This window comes from Spirosoma endbachense (genome assembly GCF_010233585.1).
Taxonomy (GTDB): domain Bacteria; phylum Bacteroidota; class Bacteroidia; order Cytophagales; family Spirosomataceae; genus Spirosoma; species Spirosoma endbachense.
Window position 1 is genome coordinate 2,522,021 of sequence record NZ_CP045997.1, and the last position, 25,855, is coordinate 2,547,875.

A 25,855-nucleotide genomic window follows, 5' to 3' on the forward strand; every position below is an offset into this window, starting at 1 on the left:
ACATCGTCCTGGTTTCGGCCGGGTGAAAACGTTGTTGGCTCCCAAGAATGCCATCTTCTATAATTTACCCTCAATCCTTTTATGAAAAAAAATCTCTCTAAAAAATGGCAACATGCATTAGGCATGAGTTGCCTTCAGTTAGCCCTGTGTTCGTTCACAGCAAGTTACGGTTCGCCCGGTAAACCAACGGATGTACTATTCATCAACCGGACTCATCTGATCCCGGACGAACAATCCACCGACCGGGCTATTTCCGGCACGGTCGCGGATGAGACGGGGGTTGGATTGCCGGGAGTATCAGTGTTGGTCAAAGGGACACAACGGGGCACCGTGACGGATAAAGACGGGGCCTATCGATTATCCGTTCCCGACGGAGTTGCGACCCTAACCTTCAGTTTTGTGGGGTATGTCTCCCAGGACGTAACAGTAAGCAACCAAACGGTGGTCAATATTACGTTAAAGCCCGAAACCAAGTCGCTCGATGAGGTTGTCGTGGTGGGCTATGGTACCGCCCGCAAAAGAGACCTCACCGGTGCCATGACGTCGGTTACCGCCAAAGATTTCAATAAAGGTAACTTTACGTCTCCCGATCAATTAATTCAGGGTAAAGTTTCCGGTGTACAAATCCTCAATAACAGCGGTCAGCCGGGTGGGGCGGCAACGGTTAAGATCCGGGGGAATTCTGCCATTACGGGTAGTGGCCAACCCTTATACGTAGTCGATGGGGTGCCACTGGATAACCGATCCGCACGACCTGGGTTAAATGCCAATGGCCTGGGCAATACGCCCGGCGGTAACCCACTGAATTTTTTGAACCCGGCTGATATTGCCTCAATCGACGTCTTAAAAGATGCGTCGGCTACGGCGATTTACGGTTCCAGAGCGGCCTACGGGGTTGTCATTATCAATACCAAACGAGGGCAGGCTGGACAGGCGAAAATTGATGTGGGTCTTAATACAGGCGTGTCGACCATTTTCAGAAGAATAAATGTGCTCAATGCCGAGCAATACCGGGAAGCTATCAAGTACTATGGCGTAAGCCCGTTAAATGACCGGGGTGGAAATGAGGACCCCTTTGGCTCCATTTTAAGAAAAGGTCTGCAACAGAATTATACCATTGCTATTAGTGGTGGCAACGAAACGGGCAAATATCGTATATCGGCTGGCTATCTGAACCAGGAAGGCATCATCAATAAGACGGGTTTCAAGAAATACACGGCCAATTTTTCGGGTAACTTAAAATTTCTGGAGAGTAAAAAACTGGGATTAGACATAAATGTTAATACCAGCCAATACGTCGAAGATATTGCGGCCATTACCAACGATGCTGGTTCGAACGGAAGCCTGATCGGTCACGCTTTACAGTGGAACCCGACCGATTCACTCCGTAAAGCCAACGGCAGCCTCAACATCAAAGCTGGGGCGGTGATCAATCCGTTGGCCATGTCTGAGCTGTACAATGACCAATCCAAGGTAACCACCGTTCTGGCCAGCATATCCCCTTATTTCAAGTTCACGGACTGGCTGGAATATCGAATGCTGTATAGTATCAATTACAGCGCGGGCGGACGCCGGTCGTCTATTAATCAGGATATTAATATCTCTGCAACTCAGGGAAAAGGCTGGGCTAGCATTGGCACTAACGAACTCAGCACCCAGCAATTTACGCACACCTTAAACTTCAATAAGGATATTTTGCCGGACTTTAATCTTAATGCGTTACTCGGTTTCGAGTACATGAGCTTTGCCAACAAGGGATCGGCCATGAGTGCTTTAGGGCCTGCGTCTGGATTTGGCAATTACGGTCTGGACTACACCGACTATATCCAGTATTCGAACACAACCGGTCGTACCGTCTCGTCCTTTGTTGATCCAACCGCCGAACTTCAATCGTACTTTGGCCGGGCCATCGGTAATTACAAGGACCGATACCTGGTAACGGCTACACTCCGCGCCGACGGTTCCAGTAAATTTGGCTCGAATAACAAGTATGGATATTTCCCTTCGTTTTCGGCCGCCTGGAACATTAGTAACGAGAAATTTTTCCACGTCAATAGCATCAATTCGCTGAAACTGCGGGGTGGCTGGGGAAAAACGGGTAATCAGGAGTTCCCTTCGGGTTCTTCGCAGGCCCGCTATTCGTTCACCGATAACGGCGGGTTAGGGCAGACCAATAACCCCAACCCGGACTTGAAATGGCAGTCTGACAAGCAGTATAACTTCGGTTTCGACGTGTCGCTGCTGAACAGCCAGATTACGGCCACCGTCGATTATTTTAATAAAACTACCACCGATCTGTTATTCCCTAGCCCACCGATTCAGCCCGCTCCTCCCGGCTCAGTTATTCGATGGATCAATCTGGATGGCCGTATCCAAAACAAAGGGTTGGAAGTGGCGATCGATGGTGCCATTGTCAAAAAGGATAACTTTAGCTGGGATTTAAGCGCCAATGCTACCTTTATTACCAATAGTGTGTCAGGCTTAACCGCCCCTATCCTGACGGGTGCATTGAATGGGCCGGGCCTTAGTGGCGTTTCGGTGGAAGTGATTCAGAATGGCCTACCCATTAACGCGTTTTACACCCGCCGATATCTGGGCATGAATGAATCCACCGGCCTGGCTACATACGAAGACGCTGGTAATACTTTTTTCTACGTGGGTAACCCCAACCCCAAAACCCTTTTAGGTCTCAACACGACGCTTCGGTATAAAAAGTTCTCGCTGATTGCCAACATGAACGGCGCTTTCGGGCAGGATATTTACAATAACACCAATAATGCCGTCATCAGTGTGGGGTTGATTAATGGGGGACGAAACATCGCCTTGTCATTGTTTAGAGAACCAACCAAGGAGTCGATTGCCAACCCGGTAACGCCTTCTTCACGCTATATCGAGAAAGGTGATTATCTGAAAATGACGAATGCTACCTTGTCTTACACCATCGGAAATATAGCCCGGGTGATTCGGGGAGCGTCAGTTTATGTAACAGGGCAAAATCTGTTTGTGATCACCAAATACACAGGCTTTGATCCGGAGGTCAATGTCAATAAAGCCATCAACAGCGTACCGTCGGTAGGCATCGATTATGCCGCTTATCCACCCGCTCGTACCATCACCTTTGGTGTCAACTTCTCTTTATAAACCCTTACAACGATGTCTTTAAAAAATAATTTAGTTCGTGTCTGTACGCTCGGCCTGGTCTTAAGCCTGGGCAGTTGTACAGACCTGGTCGAGAAGTTTCAGGGCGATTTGACCGCCAGTCAGATCAATCCGTCCACGTCGGGCAATACCGCTGCGTTGTTAACGGGCGTTTACAACTCGATCCGGGAACCCTTTCAAAACAATTCGCAGTTGAATGCGCTCTGCGAAATGACTACCGATGCCATGATGGGCCCTACCCGAGGTCCGGACTGGGACGATAATGGCACCTGGCGTCAATTGCACCAGCACCGCTGGGACGGCAACCACATCCGCATTATCAACACCTTCAACAACATGAGTGGAGGGATCTTTGCGGCAACCGATATGCTGCGCTTTAATCCAACCCCGCAACAATCAGCCGAAGCCCGGTTTTTACGGGCATGGTGTATGTTCTGGCTACTGGACTTGTACGATCAGGTGCCTTACCGTGAGCCGGGAGAGAGTGTCGTGCAGGAATCCAAGGTGCGCAAAGGCATGGATGCGCTGAATTTCATTATCAGCGAAGTAACGACCATACAGGCTAATTTACCCGATGGTCCGGCTGGTCTGGCTAATAAAGATGCCGCCCGGGTGTTCCTGATGAAATTGTACCTCAACAAAGGCGCCTATGCGAACCGGGCGGCTCCAACCTTTGCTGCCGAGGATATGAACAAGGTCATTAGCCTGGGCGATGAGATTATCAATAGCAATAAATATTCGTTCACCGCCAATTATTACGACAGTTTCGCCCCGAACAATACGACGATCGGTAAAGAAAACATCTGGACGCAGGAAAATGTAGGCGGGGTATCTCCGAACGCAAACTTGCGGAACCGATGGGTTACCTTCTTACATCCGAACCAAAACCCCAATGGAAATAACGGCTGGGTAATCCCGCCAGACTTCTACGATAAATACGAAGCAACCGATAAGCGGCTGGGCGCTGCGTATAAGAGTCCGGGGGGACTGGCGAATCCAGGAAATCGCATCAATACCGGTTTTCTGATCGGTCAGCAGTACAATTTAACGACGGACGCTCCCTTAAAAGACAGGCCCGGTAATCCCCTGATTTTTTCGAAAGAGGTAAAAATTATTGAAACGGGTGCTAATCTGGAGCTACCGGGAATTCGTCCCATTAAATATCCGATTGATTACGCCAATGATGGTAGTCGTCTGATCGATAATGATTATGTGTATTTCCGGCTCGCCGATGTGTTGTTGATGAAAGCAGAAGCCATTCTACGGGGTGGTACTGCCACGAGTGCAGGCACTTATGGCAGTACGGCTGTTTCATTGGTCAATGCCATTCGTACTCATCCCTCCAGAGGAGCCAGCGCCTTAGCATCTGTGGACCTGAATGCATTACTCGATGAACGAGGCCGGGAGCTGTATATTGAGAACTGGAGACGGCAGGATTTGATCCGCTTCGGTAAGTTTCTGCAACCTTTTTACGAGAAGAATTACGCGAGCGATCCAAAGTATCTGTTGTTTCCGATTCCTATTCAACAAATGGCGGTCAATTCGAACCTGACCCAAAATTCGGGTTATTGATGTAGGAAGCTGTCAGCAGACGTTGACTACAGTTCACAAGACAGCGGGTCAAAAGCAGCAGTGTCTAATCCTGTATAGGTTGTCCATTATAGAAGAAAATGGACAACCTATACAGGATTAGACACTGCCAATTTATAGCCTGTTGTTCTAACTTGCAGATTTCCAAACCTTTTATTGGTCGTAACAACCTGATTATGTAAGCTTGCAGGAAATAAGTACACTTTAGGCCGACCTAAACGGGTCGATCTATCCGCTTCTTCTTTTCCGTATCCTCAACGCAATTTCAGAAAGGAACTTTGCCTGATGGGTGACTTGCAGGAGTCACTTTTAGGAAACAAGGATCAAGTAACGAATTCATTCCCATTATCGAGCTAGTCAATACATCATCGATTCCGGTTTGGTCTGACATTCTTACCTTAACCCCTTATGATATTCCGTATGAAATGCCTAAAAAAGATCCCGATTGGTTTATGGCTACTGCTGCTACCCCTGGTTGCCCAGAGCCAGACATCCTCACCCTACCGAGTAGACGAGAACCAGATGTATGGCATGTACTCCGGCCTGGCTTTACTGATGGATGTTCATTATCCCACCCGGCCAAATGGCTACGGGATCGTTTTTATTGCCGGCAGTGGCTGGCATGCGCCAATGGGCTATAATGCCCCACCCTTAAAGGGTATAGCGCAAACTCTCCAGTATGTAAAGCCGTTGGTCGAAGCGGGGTATATCGTCTTTGCCATCAACCACCGGGCGGCTCCTCGCTTTCGGTATCCTGCCGCCGTCGAAGATGCTCAGCGGGCCGTTCGATTCGTTCGCTACCACGCCAAGCGGTTTGGGATTCGCCCCGATCCGATCGGGGCAGCGGGTGGTTCTTCGGGAGGGCATTTAGTGAGTATGCTGGGCGTGTTGGACGGAAACGAACTGCGCAAGGATGTGGACCCCGTTAACCGGGAAAGCGCCAAAGTCCAATGTGTGGTAGCTCGGGCGGCACCGATCGATTGGGTTCTATTTAAAGAGAAGGGCGATCCAACGGGGATGGTCAGCTTCCTGGGCATGATGCCCAACTTCGTAAATGTTGATTCGACGACGGTCGAGTATAAGACCTATAACGAAGCGTTTCCATTGTATCATGTGTCGAAGGACGATCCTCCATTCCTGCTCATCCACGGTGACGCGGATAAAACGGTACCCTTCGAAAACTCCGAAAAGATGGAACAGGCCCTACAGAAAGTGGGGGTGCCAGTCAAACTAGTTCCTATCCCTGGCGGAGGGCATGGTGCCACGTTTCCAGGGGCCAAAAATCCACCCGACTATTTGGGGGAAATGTGCCGATGGTTTGATCGGTATTTGGTGATAAAATGATTGGTTTGAGTTGCAAAAAATGCTGGGAGAGTTAGTTGACGCTACGGCCTGGGGGTTGTGATCACTGTCATCCAGGACAGACGGCCTTTTTACAAACCTATGAGGTTTTTGAAACCGTATAGGTTTAAATTGACCAAGCACCAGCCGTTCACTGATCGAAGCGTTTTCGTGAACCAAATCGCCTATTCCCAAGCCGGTAAGAAACGGATTGTCTTAGACGGAAATTAAAATCATTGTCTTCTAAGTCCCGACAAGCTCATAATCCGGCCAAAAACCGACCAATATCCCTGCTACCCTTCTCTGTCGCGTAGGGTAGGAATAGTTTAGCCAGCAGTCTGACATAGTGCGTGATTTGTTCCACCGGGCTCAGGTGGCTATAAGACAGACTGGCTTCGGAAAGCCAGAAACGGGCGGTCAGGGTACATACCGATACCAGAAAATCAATGTCGGCTGCCGGAGATAAATAATCCGATTCCTGCAGTGATGAGAGGCTGTTCACAATTGACAGGGACCGCTTTTTTTCTGTTTCCTTATAGGCTGCCGACAGCACCTTGTTTTGCTCCATCAGGTGCACAATACTCAACAGAAGGCATCGATATTGAAGATGATGCGCAAAGACTTTTCTAAACCTCTCCAGAAACGAAAATAAACTAAGTGGCTCCTCTCCCACAATCTGTTCGTTCAACCTGGACAAGTCTTGAGCAAGCCGGTTTACCAGATCATCTTTGGTCGGAAAATAATAGGTGAGGTTGCCGACCCTGATGCCCAGGGCCGCTGCCAGTTCCCGTAGTCCAACGTACTCAATGCCCCGTTCATTGAACATTTCTAACGCTTTAACCACGATTTCTGCTTCTTTATTCATGAGGCACTTTAGGACAATGTCCTAAATTTACTAAGTTTGACAAAACAAACAAAGAAATGACAATTAACTATCCTCATACAATTCAAAACTGCCTGGGAGAAAAGCTCACGTTTCTCTCGGTCGAGACCCATCCCAACGGCGACAAAGTGCTGGTCGAAAATCAGGTGACTCCCCAGTCAGGGCCACCCATGCACACGCACTTCATGCAGGATGAAGAACTTACGGTCGTCTCGGGTACTTTAGCCTATCAGGTGCAGGGGCAGCAACCATCCTATGCTAATGCCGGTGAAAGCGTGCTCTTCAAGCGGGGAATCCCTCACCGTTTCTGGAATGCCGGTACGAACAACTTGATCTGTACCGGCTGGATTCAACCGGCCAACAGCATTGTTTATTATCTGTCGGCGATCTATGCGGCTCAGAACAAATCGGGTAAGGCCCAACCCGAAGCGTTCGATGCCGCTTACCTATTGACCCGGTATGCCCATGAATACGATATGGCTGAGATTCCTCCTTTTGTCAAGAAAGTGATTATTCCGATTACGTATTGGCTGGGTCTGCTACTGGGGAAGTATAAGCACTTTACCGACGCGCCAGCGCCATTGAAATAGGGTTGCTGTTTTATAGTGTCTTAACCCCCTGAATGGCTGGACAAATTTGCAAAAACAGGTGGTAAACCAACTATTTATACGCTTGCTTTCAATAACATTAAAAATACCTTAAATCACATTGAATTTTTTATATCTTTGGCAATGCCGTGATCCGTTGATTTCTAGCGATTTACGATAAGCCAAATGATTAACTGGTTGTACGTACGCCGAGAACGAATAGCCCACATACTGTTTGGCCTGTTTTTGGTCATCCAGTGTTGCGCTATTGTGTTTCGACATGCGCACCGGCTATCCAATGGTACAATCATCGTTCACAACCACCCTTATAATCCGTTTTGTAAGGGGCCTTTTCAACCCAACGATCACAGTTCAAATGAGCTGTACTGGCTAGCGGCCACAGCGAACATACTGTACGACAATACGCCCGTATTTGAGTTCGCTTTTGTTGTTTCCCAACCTCATGTAACGCTCACGTTCCAGCAGCCTTATCTGCATCCCGTTGCGTTACCTTTCTTCTGCTTCCTGCAAAGGGGACCGCCCTCTCTGGGCCATTTTCCTACCTATTGACCTTAATGTCAATCAATTAAGCTAGTCTTGGTCTGTCAATCGGCAGACCTTCAGGCTGTCTGTGCCATTCCTCTTTTGTGTCTTTCCATTTCACACATTCTCCATTTATGAAGAAGACCTCTTTACTATACCTGGTCACGTCGGTGTTTACGTTCGGTATTGTGGCTTGTAATGCCCTGCTACCGGAAGCTAAACTTGACCATGATCTGCTCGACGGGCCTATTGGCGAACTAACGCCCGAGCAAAATGTCCAATTCCTTCGGGGTGATCGCGCCTTTAACGATGAGATATTTACAACCGCCACAGGTCTGGGTCCCATATTCGTCGCATCATCTTGTGGGAGTTGCCATGCCGGAGACGGCAAAGGCCACCCCTTCACGACGTTGACACGCTTTGGGCAGGTGGATGAAACCGGCAACAAATTTATGGACCACGGAGGGCCACAGCTGCAAAACCGGGCAATTCCGGGCCTGACCGCAGAAACAATTCCAGCAGGTGCCACCTCATCGCGTTTCATGCCTCCGGCCAATACAGGATTAGGGCTTCTGGGCGCTTTATCCGATGCGCAAATCCTGGCAAAAGCTGATCCCGATGACCGCAATGGGGATGGCATTTCAGGCGTTCCGAACTGGATCACTCCTCCTCATTTTTTTAAACCCCAGGGATTTCATGAAGCCCGCGATGGCAAATATATCGGGCGATTCGGCAAAAAAGCGGCTGCTATCGACCTGCTTCACCAAACAGTGAATGCCTATAAGCAGGATATGGGCATCACGTCGGAGTTCGACCCGGAAGACCCCATCAATTATGCCGTCTCAGGTCAGGCAGGAGATGGCGTTCCCGACCCGGAAGTAGCCAGCTCGACCGTGAATGCTGTCGTGTTCTATCTCCGCACCCTCAAAGTTCCCGTTCAACGGAATGCAACGGATGCTGATGTCGTAACCGGAAAACAAGTATTCGTCAAAAGCGGCTGTAGCGGCTGTCATACACCGGAATGGACGACCGCCCAATCCGATATAGCCGTCTTGTCGAAGCAAACGTTCGCTCCTTACACCGATCTGCTTTTGCACGACATGGGCAAAGGTCTGGATGATGGCTACACGGAAGGGACGGCTAAAACAGCGGAGTGGCGTACACCTCCCCTTTGGGGCTTGGGTTTATCAAAAAATTCACAAGGCGGTAGTGTTTTTCTGCTTCACGATGGACGAGCTCATTCGGTTGACGAGGCCATTCGACTTCATGGCGGTGAAGCCACCAAAGCTAAAGACGCCTACACGCAGTTGACGTCTACGGATCGCGAGAAGCTTTTAGTATTTCTAGACTCCCTATAATCAATCTAACACCGAAATTTTATGCCTTCCAATACAACGATCAATCGCCAGGATTTCTTAAAGACCTGTGGAGCCGCCTGCCTCGGAGTAGTCAGCTTTTCAGCCCTGCTGACCAGTTGCAAAAGTGTTTATTATGCCCAAATGCCTGTTTTAAAAGGTAATGTGATCGAGGTCAGTCGAAAAGAGTTTGACGCCGTTTCCAAGAAAGGGGAAGTAAGTATACGACCCTTTATCCTGGTCGAAATGAAAGGACAGTCCTTCCCTATTTATCTCTATCGGCGAAGCGATACGGATTATTCAGCCGTATTGATGAAATGCTCCCATCAGGGCAACGAACTCAATGCACACGATGGACATCTGACCTGCCCGGCGCATGGCAGTGAATACGATGCGAATGGCAAAGTAACCGAAGGTCCGGCCGAAAAGAATCTGACGGCCTACCGCGTCACAGCAGATCCTCAAATCATCACTATTCACATCGCCTGATCATGAAATATCGTTTACTTTTTTGCGGGGCCTTCGCAGCCCTGCCTGCTCTCGCTCAGGTAGATACCACGCAAAACGCGTCGATGAACACCTTATTCGGACGCGATACCACCCTTCGCCCCTCCAATGCGCAACTTAAGCTGAACATGGATGCCACCTATGATCGTCCTTTCCTGACAACGGGTAAAATGCCGGTATCGGTCGGCGGCTATCTGGAGGCCAATACGCAATACATGCAAACGAATGGTGTTACAGAAGGCTTTTCGTTTCAGATGCGCCGGATGACAGTCTTCTTAGCGGCCACCATCAATCGGCGGATTAAATTTCTGTCGGAGATCGAGTTTGAGGATGGCACGAAGGAAATCAACATTGAATTTGCGGCAATGGATATTCAATTTGATCAACTCTTCAATCTGCGTGGAGGCATCATCATGAATCCGATTGGTTCTTTCAACCAAAACCACGATGGGCCAAAATGGGAGTTTATTGACCGCCCGCTTTCTTCGACGCGCATTATTCCCTCCACCTGGAGTAATGTTGGATTCGGGTTGTATGGCAAAAAGTATAGCCGCGATTGGGTCTGGGCTTACGAAGCGTATCTTACCAATGGTTTCGATGACCAGATCATCGCCAATGATCAAAACCGAACGTTTCTACCTGCTACGAAAGCCAATCAGGATCGATTTGAAGAAAGCTTCAACGGGGTGCCCTTAGTAACGCTCAAGACAGCCTTGAAACGGCGGAAGGTGGGCGAAATTGGGCTGTCCTGGATGGGAGGTGTATATAACAAATTCCAGGATGACGGGCTTATTTTGGATGAGCGTCGTCGGGTTGATGTGTGGGCCGTCGATTTTAATACCACCTTACCGACACGCACATTTATTACGGGTGAATTAGTGTGGGCTCATATCAATGTGCCGCCCTCCTATACCCAGCAGTTTGGACGAAAACAGCAGGGCGGCTGGGTCGACATCGTGCATCCTATCCGTCGCGGGCGGATGCTCGGCTGGAATACGGCTGCGCTGAACGTAGCCCTTCGGGTTGAACGGGTTGATTACAACGTGGATAAGTTCAACGAGACAGGGGAGAATATCTTTGATGAACTCTGGTCGGTGGTGCCTGCGATCAGTTTTCGGCCTTCGCCGACGACCGTTATCAGGGCCAACTATCGGTATCAGTGGGATACAGACCTGTTGGGAAATCCACCAGCCCGTACCGCCGGATTTCAGTTTGGTTTTTCGACCTATTTCTAACGTCAACGACCCCAAGGGCTACCGGCCGTTGGGGCTCCTTTCTCTATGAAACAACTTCTTTTTTTGATCGGCTCGTTGCTGGTCAGCGTGTCGGTTTGGGCGCAGGATACCACCCGTATTCAGCCGCCAAGCGCTGCCGATAGCTTACTCACTGAACTTTTCGACAGTGCATCCGGAACACAACCTTTGCTGCCTGACCGCATGGTGTTTACACAACGGGCTTTCTGGGGTCAAAAAGGCCTGCTACGGCTTACTGGTCTGGCGCCACTCAACGCAGAGAACCGCCAGAAAGAACTGAAAATCCGGCGAACCATGCTGGTCAGTCATCAGGTCATGGGATTTGTCACGTTGGCGGGCTTTGTGGCGCAGGGGATTCTGGGAGCAAACCTTTACAACGCCAAGGGGAATGATTACACACGGCTCCATAGCGCTCATGAAACGGTAGGCACGATTATCAACGTGACCTATGCAACTACAGCGTTATTGTCGCTTACTGCCCCACCCCCGCTCATTGGCAAACGGGAACGGGGATTGAATTCGATTAAAATTCACAAGTATCTGGCAATCCTTCATATTGCCGGAATGATTACAACGAACATACTTGCTAGAAAAATTGGGCAAAACCCGGACCTCAAACCATACCATCGGGCAGCCGCCTACACGACATTTGCCGCCTTCACAGCTGCAATGGTTGTCATGAAATTCTAAATAACCCAATCCCATGACCATTCCTAAACCTCACAATTATGAACTTATGCATCTCAGTCGCGCTGGCCCTGATTACCTGGCAACCAATCCCACAACCCGTTCGCCACCACTGGTGTGACAAGCCAACACACAAGCTGCGCTGGCTGAACCACAAGATAAAGGAGATTGAAATCTTCCCCCATTTTAATAACGGTTGGGAGATGCATCAGGCTCGTTATTGGGGACAAGAAGTATTCGTCTTACACTTGTTTCGGTATGGTGGCAAAAGTCGAGGCTTTTTACTCTATAATCATCATGGCGAATTAATTGTCACCTGGGAACGAGCTGACTCCGTCCAGCTGACGGATATGATTGGCGACCGAATGCTCGCAGCCAGTCCAGGCCGATTGAAGAACCGATGATATAACTTTCCCAGAACATAGGGTCTATTTTTCTATGTTCTGGGAAAGTATTTAGAGACTATCTTAACGAAACGAGTACAAAGCCTTGGGTAGATTCGGACCGCAATGCCGTCTCAAACCAGTGCGGTCCGATTCAAATGGGTCGCATCGATCGTTGCACTACCAGAAAAGCACTGTGTTATGTTCGGTTTATTTTTTTAATGTAGCAAGTAACTCATCTAATCCTTCCATGGCCAAGGCTAGTCCTTCCTTAAAGCCCATTTGAAGTGTTGTCTCAAGTTGAGCCAAATCGTCATAGGAAATGTGGAGTTCTACAAGCGTTACCGGCCCTTTGTCTTCAAAGACAACTTCCCATTTCGATCGTGGTAAACCTTTATTAATGTTACCTGCTTCGTCGGCAAAGGCATCTAAACCTGTGAATTTTTTTTGCACCTGAATGCTCTGGTAATCTATCCAGGCCCAATGTTCTTCGCCTTCGGGTCCTACCATGGCGTAATGCCAATGGCCACCTTCTCTAAAGTCCATTGTTTTTGTTCTTGCTTTCCAGGGTTTGGGAGCCCACCATAGATCAAGGATTTCGCTTTTCGTGTACGCATCCCAAACCAAAGGTCGTTCTGCCGCAAATTCTCTTTTTACTAATATTGTGTTATTTTCCTTATTTACAGAAAAATCAAACGTTAAGTTGGTGTTCATTTTTGTTCGTTTTTAATTGTTAATAATACATTGTCAAGCTCGTTAAAGCGGCTTTCCCATAGCTTCTTGAACTGGTCAAGCCACTGATCAACTTCTTTCATTTTGGTTATTTCGAGCCGATAGTAAATTTCCCGTCCCCTATGCTCTGGTATTACCAATTCGCATTCCGCTAGTAAACGGAGATGCTTGGAAACGGCTTGCCGGGTTGTATCAAAGTGTTCGGCAATGGCATTGGGTGTCATTGGCTGAGAAGCAATGAGTACTATGATAGCCCGCCTTGTTGGGTCGGCAATTGCCTGAAATATATCCCGTCTCATTACTTCATTGATTCGTTTGCGCAACTAATTGGTTGCAAATATAAGCAACTAATTGGTTGCACAAAAGTTTTTAATTGTTTTTGTCATAATTGAACAGTAGCTGGAGGAGTAATTGAAGGATACCCTTCGTGATAACACACGATAAGTAATTATTATCAGTGCGAAAAATTACCCATTAGGCCTCTAATGGGTAAATCCAGGTACCGAGCAGCCCGTCAAATCCTGGTTTACTACCGGTCCTCAACTACAGTCGGAGGGAGTGAATTTCATTCATGACGCATAGCACTTGCGTCTGGCGGAAGTCGAGAAATTAGAAGCTGAACGCTTGGGCAGACGATATACAGCTAAACGTTCAAACGGCTTCGTAATCAGTAATAGATCAGAGCTAAAAGGCTGTTGTATGGCTCCGACTTTAGGTCATGAAGTATCGGCAACAGCAGGTCGTTTGTTTTGTTCACGTTCCTTGGAACTCAACGCAACTAACCTGCTCAAAACGGTTTTTATGGCAATACAACAAACTCGGCAGTAGCCGTTATCTTGTCGTAGCCTCCTTCCAGAATGTATCGAAACTGCATGGGTCCTGGGTTGATACTGGGTACCACAAAATCGTACTCACAACCATTAACCTTGGTCAAGTATGTCCAGAAGCCGGTGTATGACTGTTTGGTATTGGGATAAAAACACCCGATCCAATCGCCACTACCGGGTTTGTCGCCCGGATACATGTATCGAATTTTGACCGTTTGGCCAACCCGTGCTGAATTTGGTACGATGGTTAATCCGTAGGTGGTACTGCGTAGGCAACCACCTGCGTTGTTGGTGGGAGGTTGAACTGGATTAGTGACCACCTGTCCACTTGCCACATATTTGAGGAGATAATCCACCCATTGCGTGGCTGAGGGATCGGAAGGGCTAGCCGCCGATACATAGGCCTGTGTTCGGGAGCCGACCGCAAGACACGAAACGCAAACGCTTGTTCGAGTCGTTAAGTTAGTGGAAGCCACCCACCAGTCGCCTTGCGCCGTGATTTGATATTGCCCGTTGGCGAGGCCTTGTCGGGCCTTGGCCAGACAATCGGACTGGGAGAGAGTCACCCATGCCTGATTGAAGCGCAGCGTTATGGGTGAACCTTGCCCCCTAACGGCGGTATTGGCAGGAAGAGTTGAACCCTGCCCCGCCATGTATCTGACCAGATAGTCGACCCATTGGCTAGCCTGAGGGTCGGAGGCCCCTGCTGCCGATACATAGGCCTGTGTTTGTGAACCGACCGTAAGACACGAAACGCAAACGGCTGTTCGAGTCGTTAAGTTAGTGGAAGCCACCCACCAGTCGCCCTGTCCCGTGATTTGATATTGCCCGTTGGCGAGGCCTTGCCGGGCTCTGGCCAGACAATCGGACTGGGAGGTCGTAATCCAGATCTGATTGAAACGCAGACCGGGCGATTGAGCTACCGCAGTTTGGGATACACATACCCAATACACTGTGACTGCCAGGCAGTTAAAGGACCAGCCTTTCATAAAAGCGTCGTTTTTTCTATTTGTTACAAACATAATTTCTGCTTCAGCCAACTATCCATACCCTCTAGAGGGTATCTTGATTACATACTTACCCTACCCGGTAAGTCTTTTCTTAACCAGTTACCTCTCGATACCATTCTATCGGAAATTTGTGTAGCCTATTTTTTGATAGTTCAGCTATAGATCGTCAAGTAAAAGGTAACAGCCAGTCGCAAATTTTACTAGTTGTCAACTAAAATCAGTCGCATACGCAACCGGACTTCGCCCAACAGCCACAAACCTCTCTCCGCCGTGGCCAAAGACGTGAATACACCGTAACTCTTGATAAGCTCCGTTGACTAACTAAACGATAGCGGTTTGGGCCGACGGAATCAACGACGTGTATCCTATACCAAGCCACCCGTATCCGACAAGGTAACTGTCTCCAGATAATCGCTGGGCAACACGCCGAACTGTTCCCGAAAACACTTGGTAAAGTACGACAGCGAGTTGAAGCCTACCCCATAAGCAATTTCCGAAACGTTACCGGCCCGCCCTTCCAACAGTTGGCCCGCACGCTTCAACCGCATCAGCCGGATGAAATCGCCCGATGATTGACCTGTCAGACTGAGGAGTTTACGGTGCAGTTGCATTCGGCTTAAACCCACTTCGCGCCCGAATTGCTCGACATTAAACTCGGGATTGCTCATGTTTTCTTCCACAATTCGGATTATCCGCGTCAGGAATTTTTCGTCGGCGGAGGTAACGGTGATATCTTGGGGCTGAACCCTGATTTCGCGACTAAACCGGTCGTGCAGCATCTGTCGGCTGGCAATCAGGTTTTGGGTACGAAGCAGCAACTCCCGCGCATCGAAGGGCTTGGTCAGATAATCGTCGGCCCCGGTTTCGAGGCCCGTCAGCCGCTTGTCCTGAGTCGCAAGGGCCGTTAGCAATATAAACGGAATGTGGTTGGTGCGCTCGTCGGTTTTGATACGCTGGCAAAATTCAATGCCGTCCATGTCGGGCATCATCCAGTCGCTAATGATGAGATCGGGCAGATTTTCCTGGGCGGCAAGTAGTCCCAACTGGCCGTTTTCTCGTTCAAGTACCCGGTAAGTTCGTTTCATCTGCTCCCGAATAAACTGGCGGATGTCATCATTATCGTCTACGATCAGCAGCAACGGCAGCTGGCTCATAGTAGTCTGATCAGGAGAACTAATTTGTAGTGCCGTGGCTTCTGATTCGGCAATTGGCAGGGAGTCGTCAACCTCGAAGCTGGTATCCAGAACGACCGGATTGGGAGTCGATTCGGTGGCGGCCAATTCGCTGGCCGGAGTTGTCAGGGTGGCCATTGGTAAGCAAACAACAATCCGGGCACCAGGGGTAGATTTGGGGTCAATTCGGATGGTGCCGCCGTGCAACTCGACAATCTCTTTGACTAACGACAACCCGACGCCCGTACCCGGTTGCCGGTCCTGTTGGGGAGCCGTTCCCTGATAAAACCGCTCAAATACCTGCGTCGCCTGATCAGGCGCTACACCAATGCCGCTGTCGTCGACCGTCAGTTCCACAAAATCCTGTTCGTGAACCTGTACTGGCCCACCAGAAAGGGTAATTTCGCCCCCGTCCGGGGTAAATTTGAAGGCGTTTGACAGTAGGTTTGTCATTACTTTCTCCAACTGATCGGGATCGTGACTCACCGGTAGCGGGAAGGGCGAAAGGTGTACCGATAAACGAATATGACGCTGACTGGCCAGGGACGAAAACAAGGCCGATACCACGTTGAGCAGCGGGCGCAGGTCGCCGGTTTGTGTTTGTAAGTCGAGCCGACCCGATTCGAGCTTCGCTAGATCGAGTAACTGGTTAATCAAGCGCAGGAGCCGCTGGGCGTTGCGTTGCATGACGGTGGCCTCGTTTTTATGCAGCGTGGTTTCCGGCCGGGTGGTCAACTCATACATTTTTGCGCTCAAGGTCCCCATAATCAGCGTCAGCGGAGTGCGAAATTCGTGCGTGATGTTGGTGAAGAACCGGGATTTAACTGCGTCTAATTCCTGCAATTGGTGTGCCTGCTCCGTAAGCGTAACTGCCTGATTTTCGAGAAGATGCGTTTGAATTTCTAACTGACTATTTTTCTCCGCTACGAGTTTGCTTTGATCCAGCAGCACCTGATCACTGTGAATTTTGAGTCGTTGCCGACTCACCACCAGCCCCGCAATGAGCAACAGAGCCAGCAAGCCTGTGCCAATACTGTTGCGCCACAATCGCGATACCTGCTGATCTTTTTTGAGCAGTTCGATCTCTGCCTGTTTCTTTTCCGACTGGTACTCGGCCTGAATTCGGGCAATTTTTTTGGCATTCTCTACCCCAAACACAGAGTCGTTCAGGGCCACCCATTTTGACAGAAACTGGTAGGCTTTCGCAAAGTTGCCGGTCTGGGCGTTGGCCGTTTCCAGCCCTTTATACACGATCAATCGTTTCTCGTTGTCTTTCGATTCACTGGCCAACACATAGACTTTGTCGAAGTAGGCAAAGCTCTCTGCAGCCCGACTGGTCTTTAGCCGAATATCACCCAGCGCCAGCAGAATCCCCATTATATCGTCCTTGTCGTTGAGTTGGTTACCCAGTTGCAACGCCCGCTGGAGAAACATTTCGGCCTTTGCGTACTGACCCAACCGGGCGTATGTTTCGCCGAGGTTGTTGTCGCAGATGACCAGGCCACTTGGTTCGTTAAGTGCTGCGTAGCGGGTTCGCGCCTGAATCAGATAGCTAATGGCTTTGGGGTAGTCTTTTGTCACTATACAGATCGACCCCATGTTCACCAGAACACCCGCTTGATGGTTGGGTTCGATACCTTCACTTTTTGTGTATGATTGCCGCAAGTAATAAAGGGCCTGATCGTACTTCTGCTGGCCCTTCAAGAGTACGCCTATGTTGTTAAGGAGGTAGGCGATCCGGGCCTGGTTTCCTACTTTTTCCCATAGTTTGAGGCTTTTAAAGGAGTACTCTGTTGCCCTCGAAAAATCCCCCATCCCTTTATAATTTATACCTATGTTTCCATAGGCTGATGCCAACCCATCCTCATCCTTCAACTCCTCAAAGTAGGGGATCGCTTTTTTTGTATAGTGCATGGCAGTCTGATAATTACCCTGGAACCAATGGTAAATACCCAGGCTGATATAGCTGCGCCCAATGCCCCGCCCATAACCCAGCTTTTGAGCCAATTGCATAGCCTCATCGGCATATTTTTTGGCTTGTTGAGGATTATATGTGTAATAGACACCCACTGCCTTGGTCAGAAGAAGGACTCGGTTGGTGTCAGGGCCGGCGTGTTTGAGCAGATTGTCGAGGCTGTCGCGCTTGCTCTGCTGGGCGATCGCCAACTGCGGAGAAGCCAGGAAGAATAAACTAAATAGCAGAGCAAGCAGACGTATAGCCATAGTACATATTGTATAAAAGGATGGTAAGGTATTGTCATATTCTCAGTATTAGAGAAATGATTTATAAACCGGCGCAAAAACAACATTGGGGCGTGAAATCTTGAATTTCAGAGTGTTTTTGCCTGATTTTCAGGCGCTTTTTGGCCATGTTACATGAGTGCTAAAAGATGTTACCTGCCTGTTAACAGCGAGAAATGCATTCCCGGTACGTTTGCACAGCCCTTTTCTTCAAATACACTCATAAAAGCGAAACGTAGTCAGTTCAGCTTATTTCTAACCAATACTATCATGATCGATTTATTACCAGATTGTGTTCAATCTGATTTCCAGCCGGTTACTTTTCCGGAAGCTACTATCCCATCACCCTGCATGGTGACCAAATCCCCCATCTTTTTAGGACGGCAACGACTGACTCGCTTCGAGAGGTGGCAAGCCTTGGCTGGCCGCCCCTGTATAATGGGACTCATCTGGCTGTTGCTAGGTTGGGGGCTTACTTCGACCACCCAGGCCCAGAAACTCGTCTGGGCCAAACAACTCGGCGGTACCAACCCTAGCCTTCAACAATTGGCCACGTCGGTGGCCGTAGATGGAATGGGTAACGTTTACACCACCGGCTATTTCATGGGTACGGTGGACTTTGATCCGGGTGCAGGGGTGGTCAATCTGACCTCGACCGGGGGTAATGACATCTTTGTGAGCAAGTTCAACGCGGGGGGCAACTTTATCTGGGCCAAACAACTCAGCGGCAGCGGTGATGATAGGGGCACATCAGTAGTGGTAGATGGGTCGGGTAACGTTTATACCACCGGTTATTTCGAGAGTAGTGTCGATTTTGATCCCGGTGCGGGTGTGTTCAAACTGACCTCAGCAGGATATGAGGACATGTTTGTGAGCAAACTCGACGCGGGAGGCAACCTGGTCTGGGCCAAACAAGTTAGCGGCATCAGTCATGACGGTGGCAACTCAGTAGCGGTTGATGGAGCGGGCAACGTTTATACTACCGGCTATTTCTTAGGTACGACCGATTTTGATCCCGGTGCGGGCGTGTTCAAGCTGACCTCAGCGGGGGATACTGACCTGTTTGTGAGCAAGCTCGATGCGGATGGCAACTTCGTCTGGGCCAAAGCAGTCGGCGGCACCAGTGGTGATCAAGGCACCTCGGTGATGGTGGATGGGATGAGTAACGTTTATATCACCGGCTATTTCGAGGGTACGGTGGACTTTGATCCGGGTGCAGGGGTGGCCAAGCTGACCTCGACGGGGCAGAATACTGACATCTTTGTGAGCAAGTTCAACGCGGGGGGCAACCTGGTCTGGGCCAAACAACTCGGCGGTACATTTCATGATGGTGGTACTTCAATAGCGGTGGATAAGATGGGCAACGTCTATACTACGGGCTATTTCGAGGATACGGGCGATTTCGATCCCGGTGCGGGCGTGTTCAAGCTGACCTCGGCGCCGGGGGCCTATTCTGACATGTTTGTAAGCAAGCTCGATGCAGGGGGTAACTTTGTCTGGGCCAAAGGAGTCGGCAGCAAAGGCCTTGATTACGGTACCTCGGTGGCCGTGGATGGGTCGGGTAACGTCTACACCACCGGCCTTTTCTATTATACGGTGGATTTTGATCCGGGGATGGGTGTATTCAATCTAACCTCGGCCTATTCTGACATCTTTGTGAGTAAGCTCGACGCGGGGGGCAACTTTGTCTGGGCCAAACAAGTCGGCGGCATCAATGGGTATGTGTTCAGCAGTTCGATAGCGGTGGATGAGGGTGGGAGCATCTATACCACTGGCAATTTTTATAGTACGGTGGATTTTGATCCGGGAATGGGTGTGTTCAATCTGACCTCGGCTGGGTATAGAGACATCTTTGTGAGTAAGCTGCATCAATACACCCCGGTGAGTTTAACCACCTGGGTCAGTTCCACTACGGTTAACGCGGGCAATACATTGACCCTGTCAGTAACAGCCACGGGGGGCACACCCGGAAAGCCGGACCATCCCTACTCCTACACCTGGGCAGCTCCGGTAGGCTGTACCCTGTCGGCCACCAATACCAGTACGGTCTCGGCCACCGTGGGGGCGCGGCTGAGCGGGGTGCAAACGTTCACTGTTACGGTAACCGATTCGGACGATTCGCCCGCCGTCACCGATCAGGTGCGCGTGATGGTCAACGCCCTCTCTACAGCTACCTTTCGCATTGATGGAGTGACGACGATGAGCTGTGAAACCGTCTCGGCCAGTCAGCGTCGGGTGAGCTTCAATCCACGCTACGAAGGGCTGGATGGCTCCTCGGTGAGCTTCTCCGTCGTCAACGAAATGCGGCCTACCCGGAATCAGGGACCTTACACGCTGACGCTGTACACCGACAATCCCGTTATCACACTACAGGCCACTCAGAGCGAAACGACCACTGAGTTTACCTACAACTGGCTGAGGGACTGCCCGTCAACGGCCCGGCTTGGAGTTGGCGAAGAAGGGTCTGGTTTACTGGTGTACCTATTGGGTAATCCGGTTGAGGGAGAATTGGCGACAATCGAGATTAGCGGAGTAATGGGTCAGCCTGTTCAGGTTGAACTGGTCGATACCCAGGGACGATCCTACTACCAGCAAGCCTTGCCGCAGGCCAGCGGTCTGGACCGTGTTCGTTTACCACTCGGGAGCCGTCATGGCATGTTGCTGATTCGGGTTTCGACGTCCACTCAACAGCACACGGTCAAGCTCCTCCGATTATAAGGGAATAACCCCGATCGACACAGATCGGGGTTATTTTTGCTCCTCTGGCGGGATGAATTAATTTTAGTAACACCGTAGCTGCATCATCCAGGGCATCCGCAGAAAACTGCCTTCAGTAAATCTCGCTAGTAACTCCCGACTTATGGCTCATCATTTGGGGAAAAACGGCTGTTTCAATAGCTGATAGCTTCAGGGTCCAGGCAATGGTATGCCGAACTGTAAAGCATCATACCGCACAAGCGTAGTTATCCAGCTCCTTCATGTAACAGGCTAGTTGCTTAACAAAAGCGCCGGTAAATGGTGGCTGTTGTTTGCCCTTTAAGGTTGCAGCATACCAGGTTCTAAGAATTCGTTCCTCCGTGATGGGTACTGTAGTCAATTGACCCGATTGTACATAAGGCCGAACTACCCAGGTTGGCATGACGGCAACACCCATACCGGCTTTAACCATTTCCAATATCGCTTCGGTAAGGGTGATTTTGTATACTTTGGCGGGCCGACAGTTTTTGAAAATCATCATAAAATTTTCACTTTCCTCGTCCGGAATATTATACATGACATAATTCTGTCCGGCAAAATCGGCTAACTCGACCCAGCCGCGACCAGACCATGGATGGTCGGGGGCAACGATAGCCACAAACTCATCCTGAAAAAGCGGGGTATACAAAAATTTAGGATTGCTATTCCCCTCCGTGATGGCCACATCGATTGTATTGGTTATCAGGTGCTTATCAGCGTCCTTGGTCGCAGCTTCCAACTCAATCTTAATATCTACTTTGGGGTAAATCATCTGGAACTCGCGCAAAAAACCAGCCAGCCAGTGATAGGAGGTGTAGCATTGCGTACAAAGCCGGATCTCTCCTGCCTCATTGTCAATCAGGGTTCGAACCTTAGCCCGCGTATCGGCTACTTCCTGAAGTATCTTCTCAGCTGCCTGTAAAACAATCATCCCAGCCTGCGAAAGACGCATCTGTTTTTTATCGCGGATGAAAAGCTGCGTGTTGAAGTAGCCTTCAATTTCCCTCAGCTGATGGCTCAGGGCTGATTGTGTTAAAAACAACTGTTCGGCGGCTCTCGTCAGGTTACCACTACTGGCAACCTCTTTCACCATCTGAAGGTGTCGAATTTCCATGATGAATATTATTCATGATTTCAACAAAAATAATTCGCTTTACTAATATATCAAAAGGTGTCAACTTTACAGCCGTAAATCAACCACTAATGAACACACAACATGAAAACGGTAAAACATCTATTCGCTCAGATTCTCAGTCTATCTTTGATCGTATTGAGCATTGCAGGCAAGGCCCAATCTACTGATCAGGAGCTTACTTCATGGGCAAAAGAGAAATCATTTGAAATAGGTACGTACATGGGAGAAAATCGGACTGTAAATTTAATGTTAATGGTCCGTCAGACAAATGGGGTTACGATCAGGATCAAAAATGCAGACGATGAGATCCTTCATGAGCTGTCTATGAAAAAATCGCCTAGAGCCTATCACTATAAGCTGAACTTTGACGGGAGTCGATCTGGCTTATACAAACTGGAAATCACCGACGGTCGAAAAACCCTGATCCGTCGGATTGAGGTGGTCGATGTGCCGGCCACTGAAGCTCAGCGGTACATCACTTTCACCTCACCATCTTCTTTGTAATACCTGAAAATTGACGGAATGATGAATCATAATAACCTGAAAGTCGCCAGTCCATTTTTGGTTGCTGTCGCCTTTGCGATCGTTTATATTGTCTGGGGCTCAACGTATTTCTTTATACAGATGGCCATTCAGGATCTACCACCTTTACTAATGGGAGCCATGCGTTTTCTGGCTGCCGGAGCTATACTGCTTTTGTGGTCGTTTATTAAGGGCGAACGTATCTTCGTTAAAAGCAGCCTTATTACATCGGCCATAGTGGGTATATTGCTTTTGGTAGTGGGTAATGGTGTCGTTATTTGGGCAGAACAAACCCTGCCCAGCGCGTTGGTGGCCATATTAGTCTCATCGGCACCCATCTGGTTCGTGCTACTTGATAAACCAAACTGGAGCACTAACCTTAAAAGTAAATCGACGCTGGCCGGGTTGATGGTTGGTTTTATCGGTGTACTCCTGCTATTTGGTGAGCAGGTAAGCGATATGCTGGCAGCAAACACGGATCGATCAAAAATCATTGGGATGTTGTCGTTACTTGTCGGAGCCATTGCCTGGTCGTCGGGGTCACTTTATTCAAAACACAACCCTTCCGAAGGTTCGCCAACCGTTAATGTAGCCTGGCAGATGGTCATCGCTGGTCTGGTATTTCTGCCCGCTAGTTTGTTGAATCACGAATTTGATCGGGTAATTTGGTCTCAGATCACCGTGCAGGCGTGGCTGGCGCTGGCTTATCTTGTTCTGTTCGGGTCAATTATTGCCTATAGCGCCTATGTGTGGCTACTACAGGTACGCTCGGCTACGCAGGTAAGTACCTATGCTTACGTGAATCCAGTGATTGCTGTTATTTTAGGAATCGTGTTTGCCCATGAAACCATCTCACTAGTCCAGCTAATTGGTCTGGTCGTTATTTTAGGCAGTGTTTTATTAATTAACCTTTCCAAATACCGTATCGGGACCACGGGCAACAACAACGAAAAAAAAGGAGTATCTGATAAGCCATCTGCATTACTGCATGACCAGGTTTGTCTAACCGATGTGCTTATTCCCCCGGTAAAAATAATCGAAAACTGAGTCATGATTTCTTTCCCATTATAAGCCGCCAGGAGCTCTCCTGGCGGCTTTTTATTTTACTGGGTGTCGTACCAGACTCGAACTGATGATCCTCGGTACTTCAAGCCGGTGCTTTCATCACTCCAGCTACCGACACAGTTGCTAACACTGGATTCGAACCAGCGTCTCCCGAGCCAACTTCCAGTTACCCAAAGTTGTACTAATTGGCAATGTTGCTGATGCTCAGGTCACCAGAGTCTGTTTCAAAGAGGTTTCGCAATGAAGGCTGTATCCACCAGGAACATACTGTCAAAGAAAATAGTGGATTCGGTGTTACGTTCCATAAGCTAGCGGGAATACAGATTCGTAAATCTGGTTGAGACTTCTGCGTCAGGTCTATCAGGCCAACTTAGTACAAGGTAAACTGTCAAGTATCCCCTCATTTTAACCCCGAGGAGCCAGTTCTTTATATGGAAACTACCACGTCAAAAAAATGGTACAACAAAGTATGGCTAGTTGTTTTCTCCGGCCTGACATTATTCCCTATAAACCTCTTTATACTTTTGAAAAATCAGAGTATAAAGCGAATATGGAAGGTGATTCTATTTTTACTTTCCCCCTTATTTACAGCACTGACAGTCGGCCTTTTATTCTTTTCCTATATCAGTATATCATCCCTGCTCAAAACTAAATTTGAAGAATCGGCAAAAAAAGCAGCTGACGGTCCTATTGTTTTTTATGACTGGAATACGGCACTTGCCGGGTATAAAAACGCAGACGACGAAATAATCATCCCGGCAAAGTTTGATTATGCTGGTGACATCGTTAATGGATCAGCCGTCGTATGTCAGGATGGGAAATATGGTTATATTGATAAAGAGGGCAATCAATTACTGCCATTTCAGTTTGACGACGCTTTTACATTCAATGAGGGAGTGGCCGTTGTTAAGCAGGAAAACAAATGGATGGTCATTGATAGCAAGGGCCAACCATTGAAAACATTGGATTATGATAGTATATATCAGAGTGATACACTATTTATGATAAAGAAGAAGAATTTATATGGGTGTCTGAATACGAAAGGCGAAGAAATTATCAAACCAGAAGTTCCCTCATCTTTCCATTTTCGGGATGGCTTAGCGTATTTTGGTCCTTTCAAAGATGGGATCATTTATATGGATACAAGATTGAAACCTGCCCTGATTATTAACGGTACTCAAGGTAGTGATTTTAGTGAAGGCTTGTCTGCAATTATTCGAGACGGGAAGGTAGGTTTTATTAACCTGAACGGAGAATTAGTGATTCCAGCAGAATATGACGTTAAAGATTATAGCGGTATTACCTTTCTGCCATCCTTTTCGTTAGGCTTAGCCTGTGTCCATAAAAATGGGAAGTATGGCTTTATAAACAAACAGGGAGAAATCGTTATACCTCTTCAATTTGACCATGCCTATGATTTTAATAAAAGCGGGATAACAACTGTCACAGTAAATAAAAAGCAGGGAGTTATCAATACCCAGGGTGATTTTGTTCTTCAACCGATTTATGAAAGCGTCAATACCATTCCTTCTGGAATTAATATAATAAGGGCCGAGTTAAACGGTAAATTTGGTTTTGTCGATAAAACAGGCAAAGTAGTCAGACCCTTTATCTATGATCTGGTTTATGATTATAATGATGGAAGATTTTTTGCCAGACAAAACGGGAAATGGGCTTTGCTGGATCAGGACGGGAAACAGATTACTCCCTTTCACTTTGAAAACGTCTATGGTGGTTTTGAGGAAGGGGTAGCCTGTGTTCAACTAAATGGAAAATATGGCTATATCAGTAAGTCAGGTAAGCTGATAATTGATTTTAAATTCGATAAAGGCGGAAATTTCAATAAAGGGAAACTCGGTAAATATCAAAACGATAGCTATTTTATTTATAATAAAAAGGGTCGGGAAATTGGCTCTGAATAGGAACTGGATAGCCTAGATTGTCTACTCGATGTGCTTATCCCCCCGGTAAAAATAATCGAAAACTGGACCATGATTTTTTCCCGTAAAAAGCCGGGAGGGGTAACCCTCCCGGCTTTTTTATTATTTGATTTACACGCCTATTGAGCTTTCTTAGGTTTATTAAACGGTATGGAAAATACCCTATTAAAAAATGTGGTGAACGACT

20 protein-coding genes and 1 tRNA gene are annotated in these 25,855 nt (G+C 48.4%); 14 read left to right on the top strand and 7 right to left on the bottom strand.

Annotation, left to right across the window (positions count from 1 at the left end; translation table 11 throughout):
• Positions 1-81: 81 nt before the first annotated feature.
• From GJR95_RS09880 to GJR95_RS09890, 3 genes are all read left to right on the top strand, one after another.
• The gene (locus tag GJR95_RS09880; RefSeq protein ID WP_198424826.1) at positions 82-3,141 is read left to right on the top strand and encodes a SusC/RagA family TonB-linked outer membrane protein; all 3,060 of its coding nucleotides are present in this window, start codon (positions 82-84) and stop codon (positions 3,139-3,141) included.
• A 12-nt stretch (positions 3,142-3,153) separates the two neighbouring features.
• Positions 3,154-4,731: a RagB/SusD family nutrient uptake outer membrane protein gene (locus tag GJR95_RS09885; RefSeq protein WP_162385712.1), complete on the top strand. Its 1,578-nt coding sequence runs from the start codon at positions 3,154-3,156 to the stop codon at positions 4,729-4,731.
• A gap of 438 nt (positions 4,732-5,169) precedes the next feature.
• Positions 5,170-6,093 carry an alpha/beta hydrolase gene (locus GJR95_RS09890; RefSeq protein ID WP_162385713.1) on the top strand — a complete coding sequence of 308 codons (924 nt, stop codon included), beginning with the start codon at positions 5,170-5,172 and terminating at the stop codon, positions 6,091-6,093.
• 256 nt (positions 6,094-6,349) lie between these two features.
• On the opposite strand, the gene GJR95_RS09895 is transcribed toward GJR95_RS09890, so the two are convergent.
• Entirely contained in the window at positions 6,350-6,955 is a 606-nt protein-coding gene (locus GJR95_RS09895) for a TetR/AcrR family transcriptional regulator (protein WP_162385714.1), read from the bottom strand.
• Positions 6,956-7,011: 56 nt separating this feature from the next.
• Here GJR95_RS09895 and GJR95_RS09900 point away from each other — a divergent pair, with 56 nt between their 5' ends.
• The 7 genes from GJR95_RS09900 (at position 7,012) to GJR95_RS09930 (ending at position 12,309) form a co-directional block, all read left to right on the top strand.
• Entirely contained in the window at positions 7,012-7,563 is a 552-nt protein-coding gene (locus tag GJR95_RS09900; RefSeq protein WP_162385715.1) for a cupin domain-containing protein, read from the top strand.
• Positions 7,564-7,746: 183 nt separating this feature from the next.
• Entirely contained in the window at positions 7,747-8,130 is a 384-nt protein-coding gene (locus tag GJR95_RS09905) for a hypothetical protein (protein ID WP_162385716.1), read from the top strand.
• A gap of 107 nt (positions 8,131-8,237) precedes the next feature.
• Positions 8,238-9,461 carry a di-heme oxidoredictase family protein gene (locus GJR95_RS09910; protein WP_162385717.1) on the top strand — a complete coding sequence of 408 codons (1,224 nt, stop codon included), beginning with the start codon at positions 8,238-8,240 and terminating at the stop codon, positions 9,459-9,461.
• A 21-nt stretch (positions 9,462-9,482) separates the two neighbouring features.
• Positions 9,483-9,947: a QcrA and Rieske domain-containing protein gene (locus tag GJR95_RS09915; RefSeq protein ID WP_162385718.1), complete on the top strand. Its 465-nt coding sequence runs from the start codon at positions 9,483-9,485 to the stop codon at positions 9,945-9,947.
• 2 nt (positions 9,948-9,949) lie between these two features.
• On the top strand, positions 9,950-11,200 hold the full coding sequence (locus GJR95_RS09920) for a hypothetical protein (protein ID WP_198424827.1): 1,251 nt from the start codon (positions 9,950-9,952) through the stop codon (positions 11,198-11,200).
• Between the two features lie 45 nt (positions 11,201-11,245).
• Complete coding sequence (locus tag GJR95_RS09925; RefSeq protein WP_162385719.1) at positions 11,246-11,908, top strand: hypothetical protein; 663 nt, start codon at positions 11,246-11,248, stop codon at positions 11,906-11,908.
• A 38-nt stretch (positions 11,909-11,946) separates the two neighbouring features.
• A complete protein-coding gene (locus GJR95_RS09930) occupies positions 11,947-12,309 on the top strand; it encodes a hypothetical protein (protein ID WP_162385720.1) in 363 nt (120 codons plus the stop codon).
• A gap of 189 nt (positions 12,310-12,498) precedes the next feature.
• Here the strand turns inward: GJR95_RS09930 and GJR95_RS09935 are convergent, their stop codons facing one another.
• From GJR95_RS09935 to GJR95_RS09950, 4 genes are all read right to left on the bottom strand, one after another.
• Complete coding sequence (locus tag GJR95_RS09935) at positions 12,499-13,002, bottom strand: SRPBCC family protein (protein WP_162385721.1); 504 nt, start codon at positions 13,000-13,002, stop codon at positions 12,499-12,501.
• Positions 12,999-13,319, bottom strand: a complete 321-nt coding sequence (locus GJR95_RS09940; protein WP_162385722.1) for an ArsR/SmtB family transcription factor — start codon at positions 13,317-13,319, stop codon at positions 12,999-13,001. Before GJR95_RS09940 ends, GJR95_RS09935 begins: the two co-directional genes overlap by 4 nt.
• A 500-nt stretch (positions 13,320-13,819) precedes the next feature.
• Entirely contained in the window at positions 13,820-14,836 is a 1,017-nt protein-coding gene (locus GJR95_RS09945; RefSeq protein WP_162385723.1) for a hypothetical protein, read from the bottom strand.
• A gap of 386 nt (positions 14,837-15,222) precedes the next feature.
• Complete coding sequence (locus tag GJR95_RS09950; RefSeq protein ID WP_162385724.1) at positions 15,223-18,252, bottom strand: hybrid sensor histidine kinase/response regulator transcription factor; 3,030 nt, start codon at positions 18,250-18,252, stop codon at positions 15,223-15,225.
• Positions 18,253-18,540: 288 nt separating this feature from the next.
• Here GJR95_RS09950 and GJR95_RS09955 point away from each other — a divergent pair, with 288 nt between their 5' ends.
• On the top strand, positions 18,541-20,988 hold the full coding sequence (locus tag GJR95_RS09955; protein ID WP_162385725.1) for an SBBP repeat-containing protein: 2,448 nt from the start codon (positions 18,541-18,543) through the stop codon (positions 20,986-20,988).
• A 226-nt stretch (positions 20,989-21,214) separates the two neighbouring features.
• Here the strand turns inward: GJR95_RS09955 and GJR95_RS09960 are convergent, their stop codons facing one another.
• Positions 21,215-22,120, bottom strand: a complete 906-nt coding sequence (locus GJR95_RS09960) for a LysR family transcriptional regulator (RefSeq protein ID WP_162385726.1) — start codon at positions 22,118-22,120, stop codon at positions 21,215-21,217.
• Positions 22,121-22,222: 102 nt separating this feature from the next.
• On the opposite strand from GJR95_RS09960, the gene GJR95_RS09965 reads away from it, so the two are divergent.
• Positions 22,223-22,645 (top strand): hypothetical protein, encoded by a 423-nt coding sequence (locus GJR95_RS09965; protein WP_162385727.1) that lies wholly within the window; start codon positions 22,223-22,225, stop codon positions 22,643-22,645.
• A gap of 18 nt (positions 22,646-22,663) precedes the next feature.
• Entirely contained in the window at positions 22,664-23,710 is a 1,047-nt protein-coding gene (locus GJR95_RS09970) for an EamA family transporter (protein WP_232541140.1), read from the top strand.
• 62 nt (positions 23,711-23,772) lie between these two features.
• Here the strand turns inward: GJR95_RS09970 and GJR95_RS09975 are convergent.
• A tRNA-Phe gene (locus GJR95_RS09975) sits at positions 23,773-23,846 on the bottom strand.
• Between the two features lie 313 nt (positions 23,847-24,159).
• Between GJR95_RS09975 and GJR95_RS09980 the strand changes: the two genes are divergently transcribed.
• Entirely contained in the window at positions 24,160-25,650 is a 1,491-nt protein-coding gene (locus GJR95_RS09980; protein WP_162385728.1) for a WG repeat-containing protein, read from the top strand.
• The last annotated feature ends 205 nt before the right edge of the window (positions 25,651-25,855 follow it).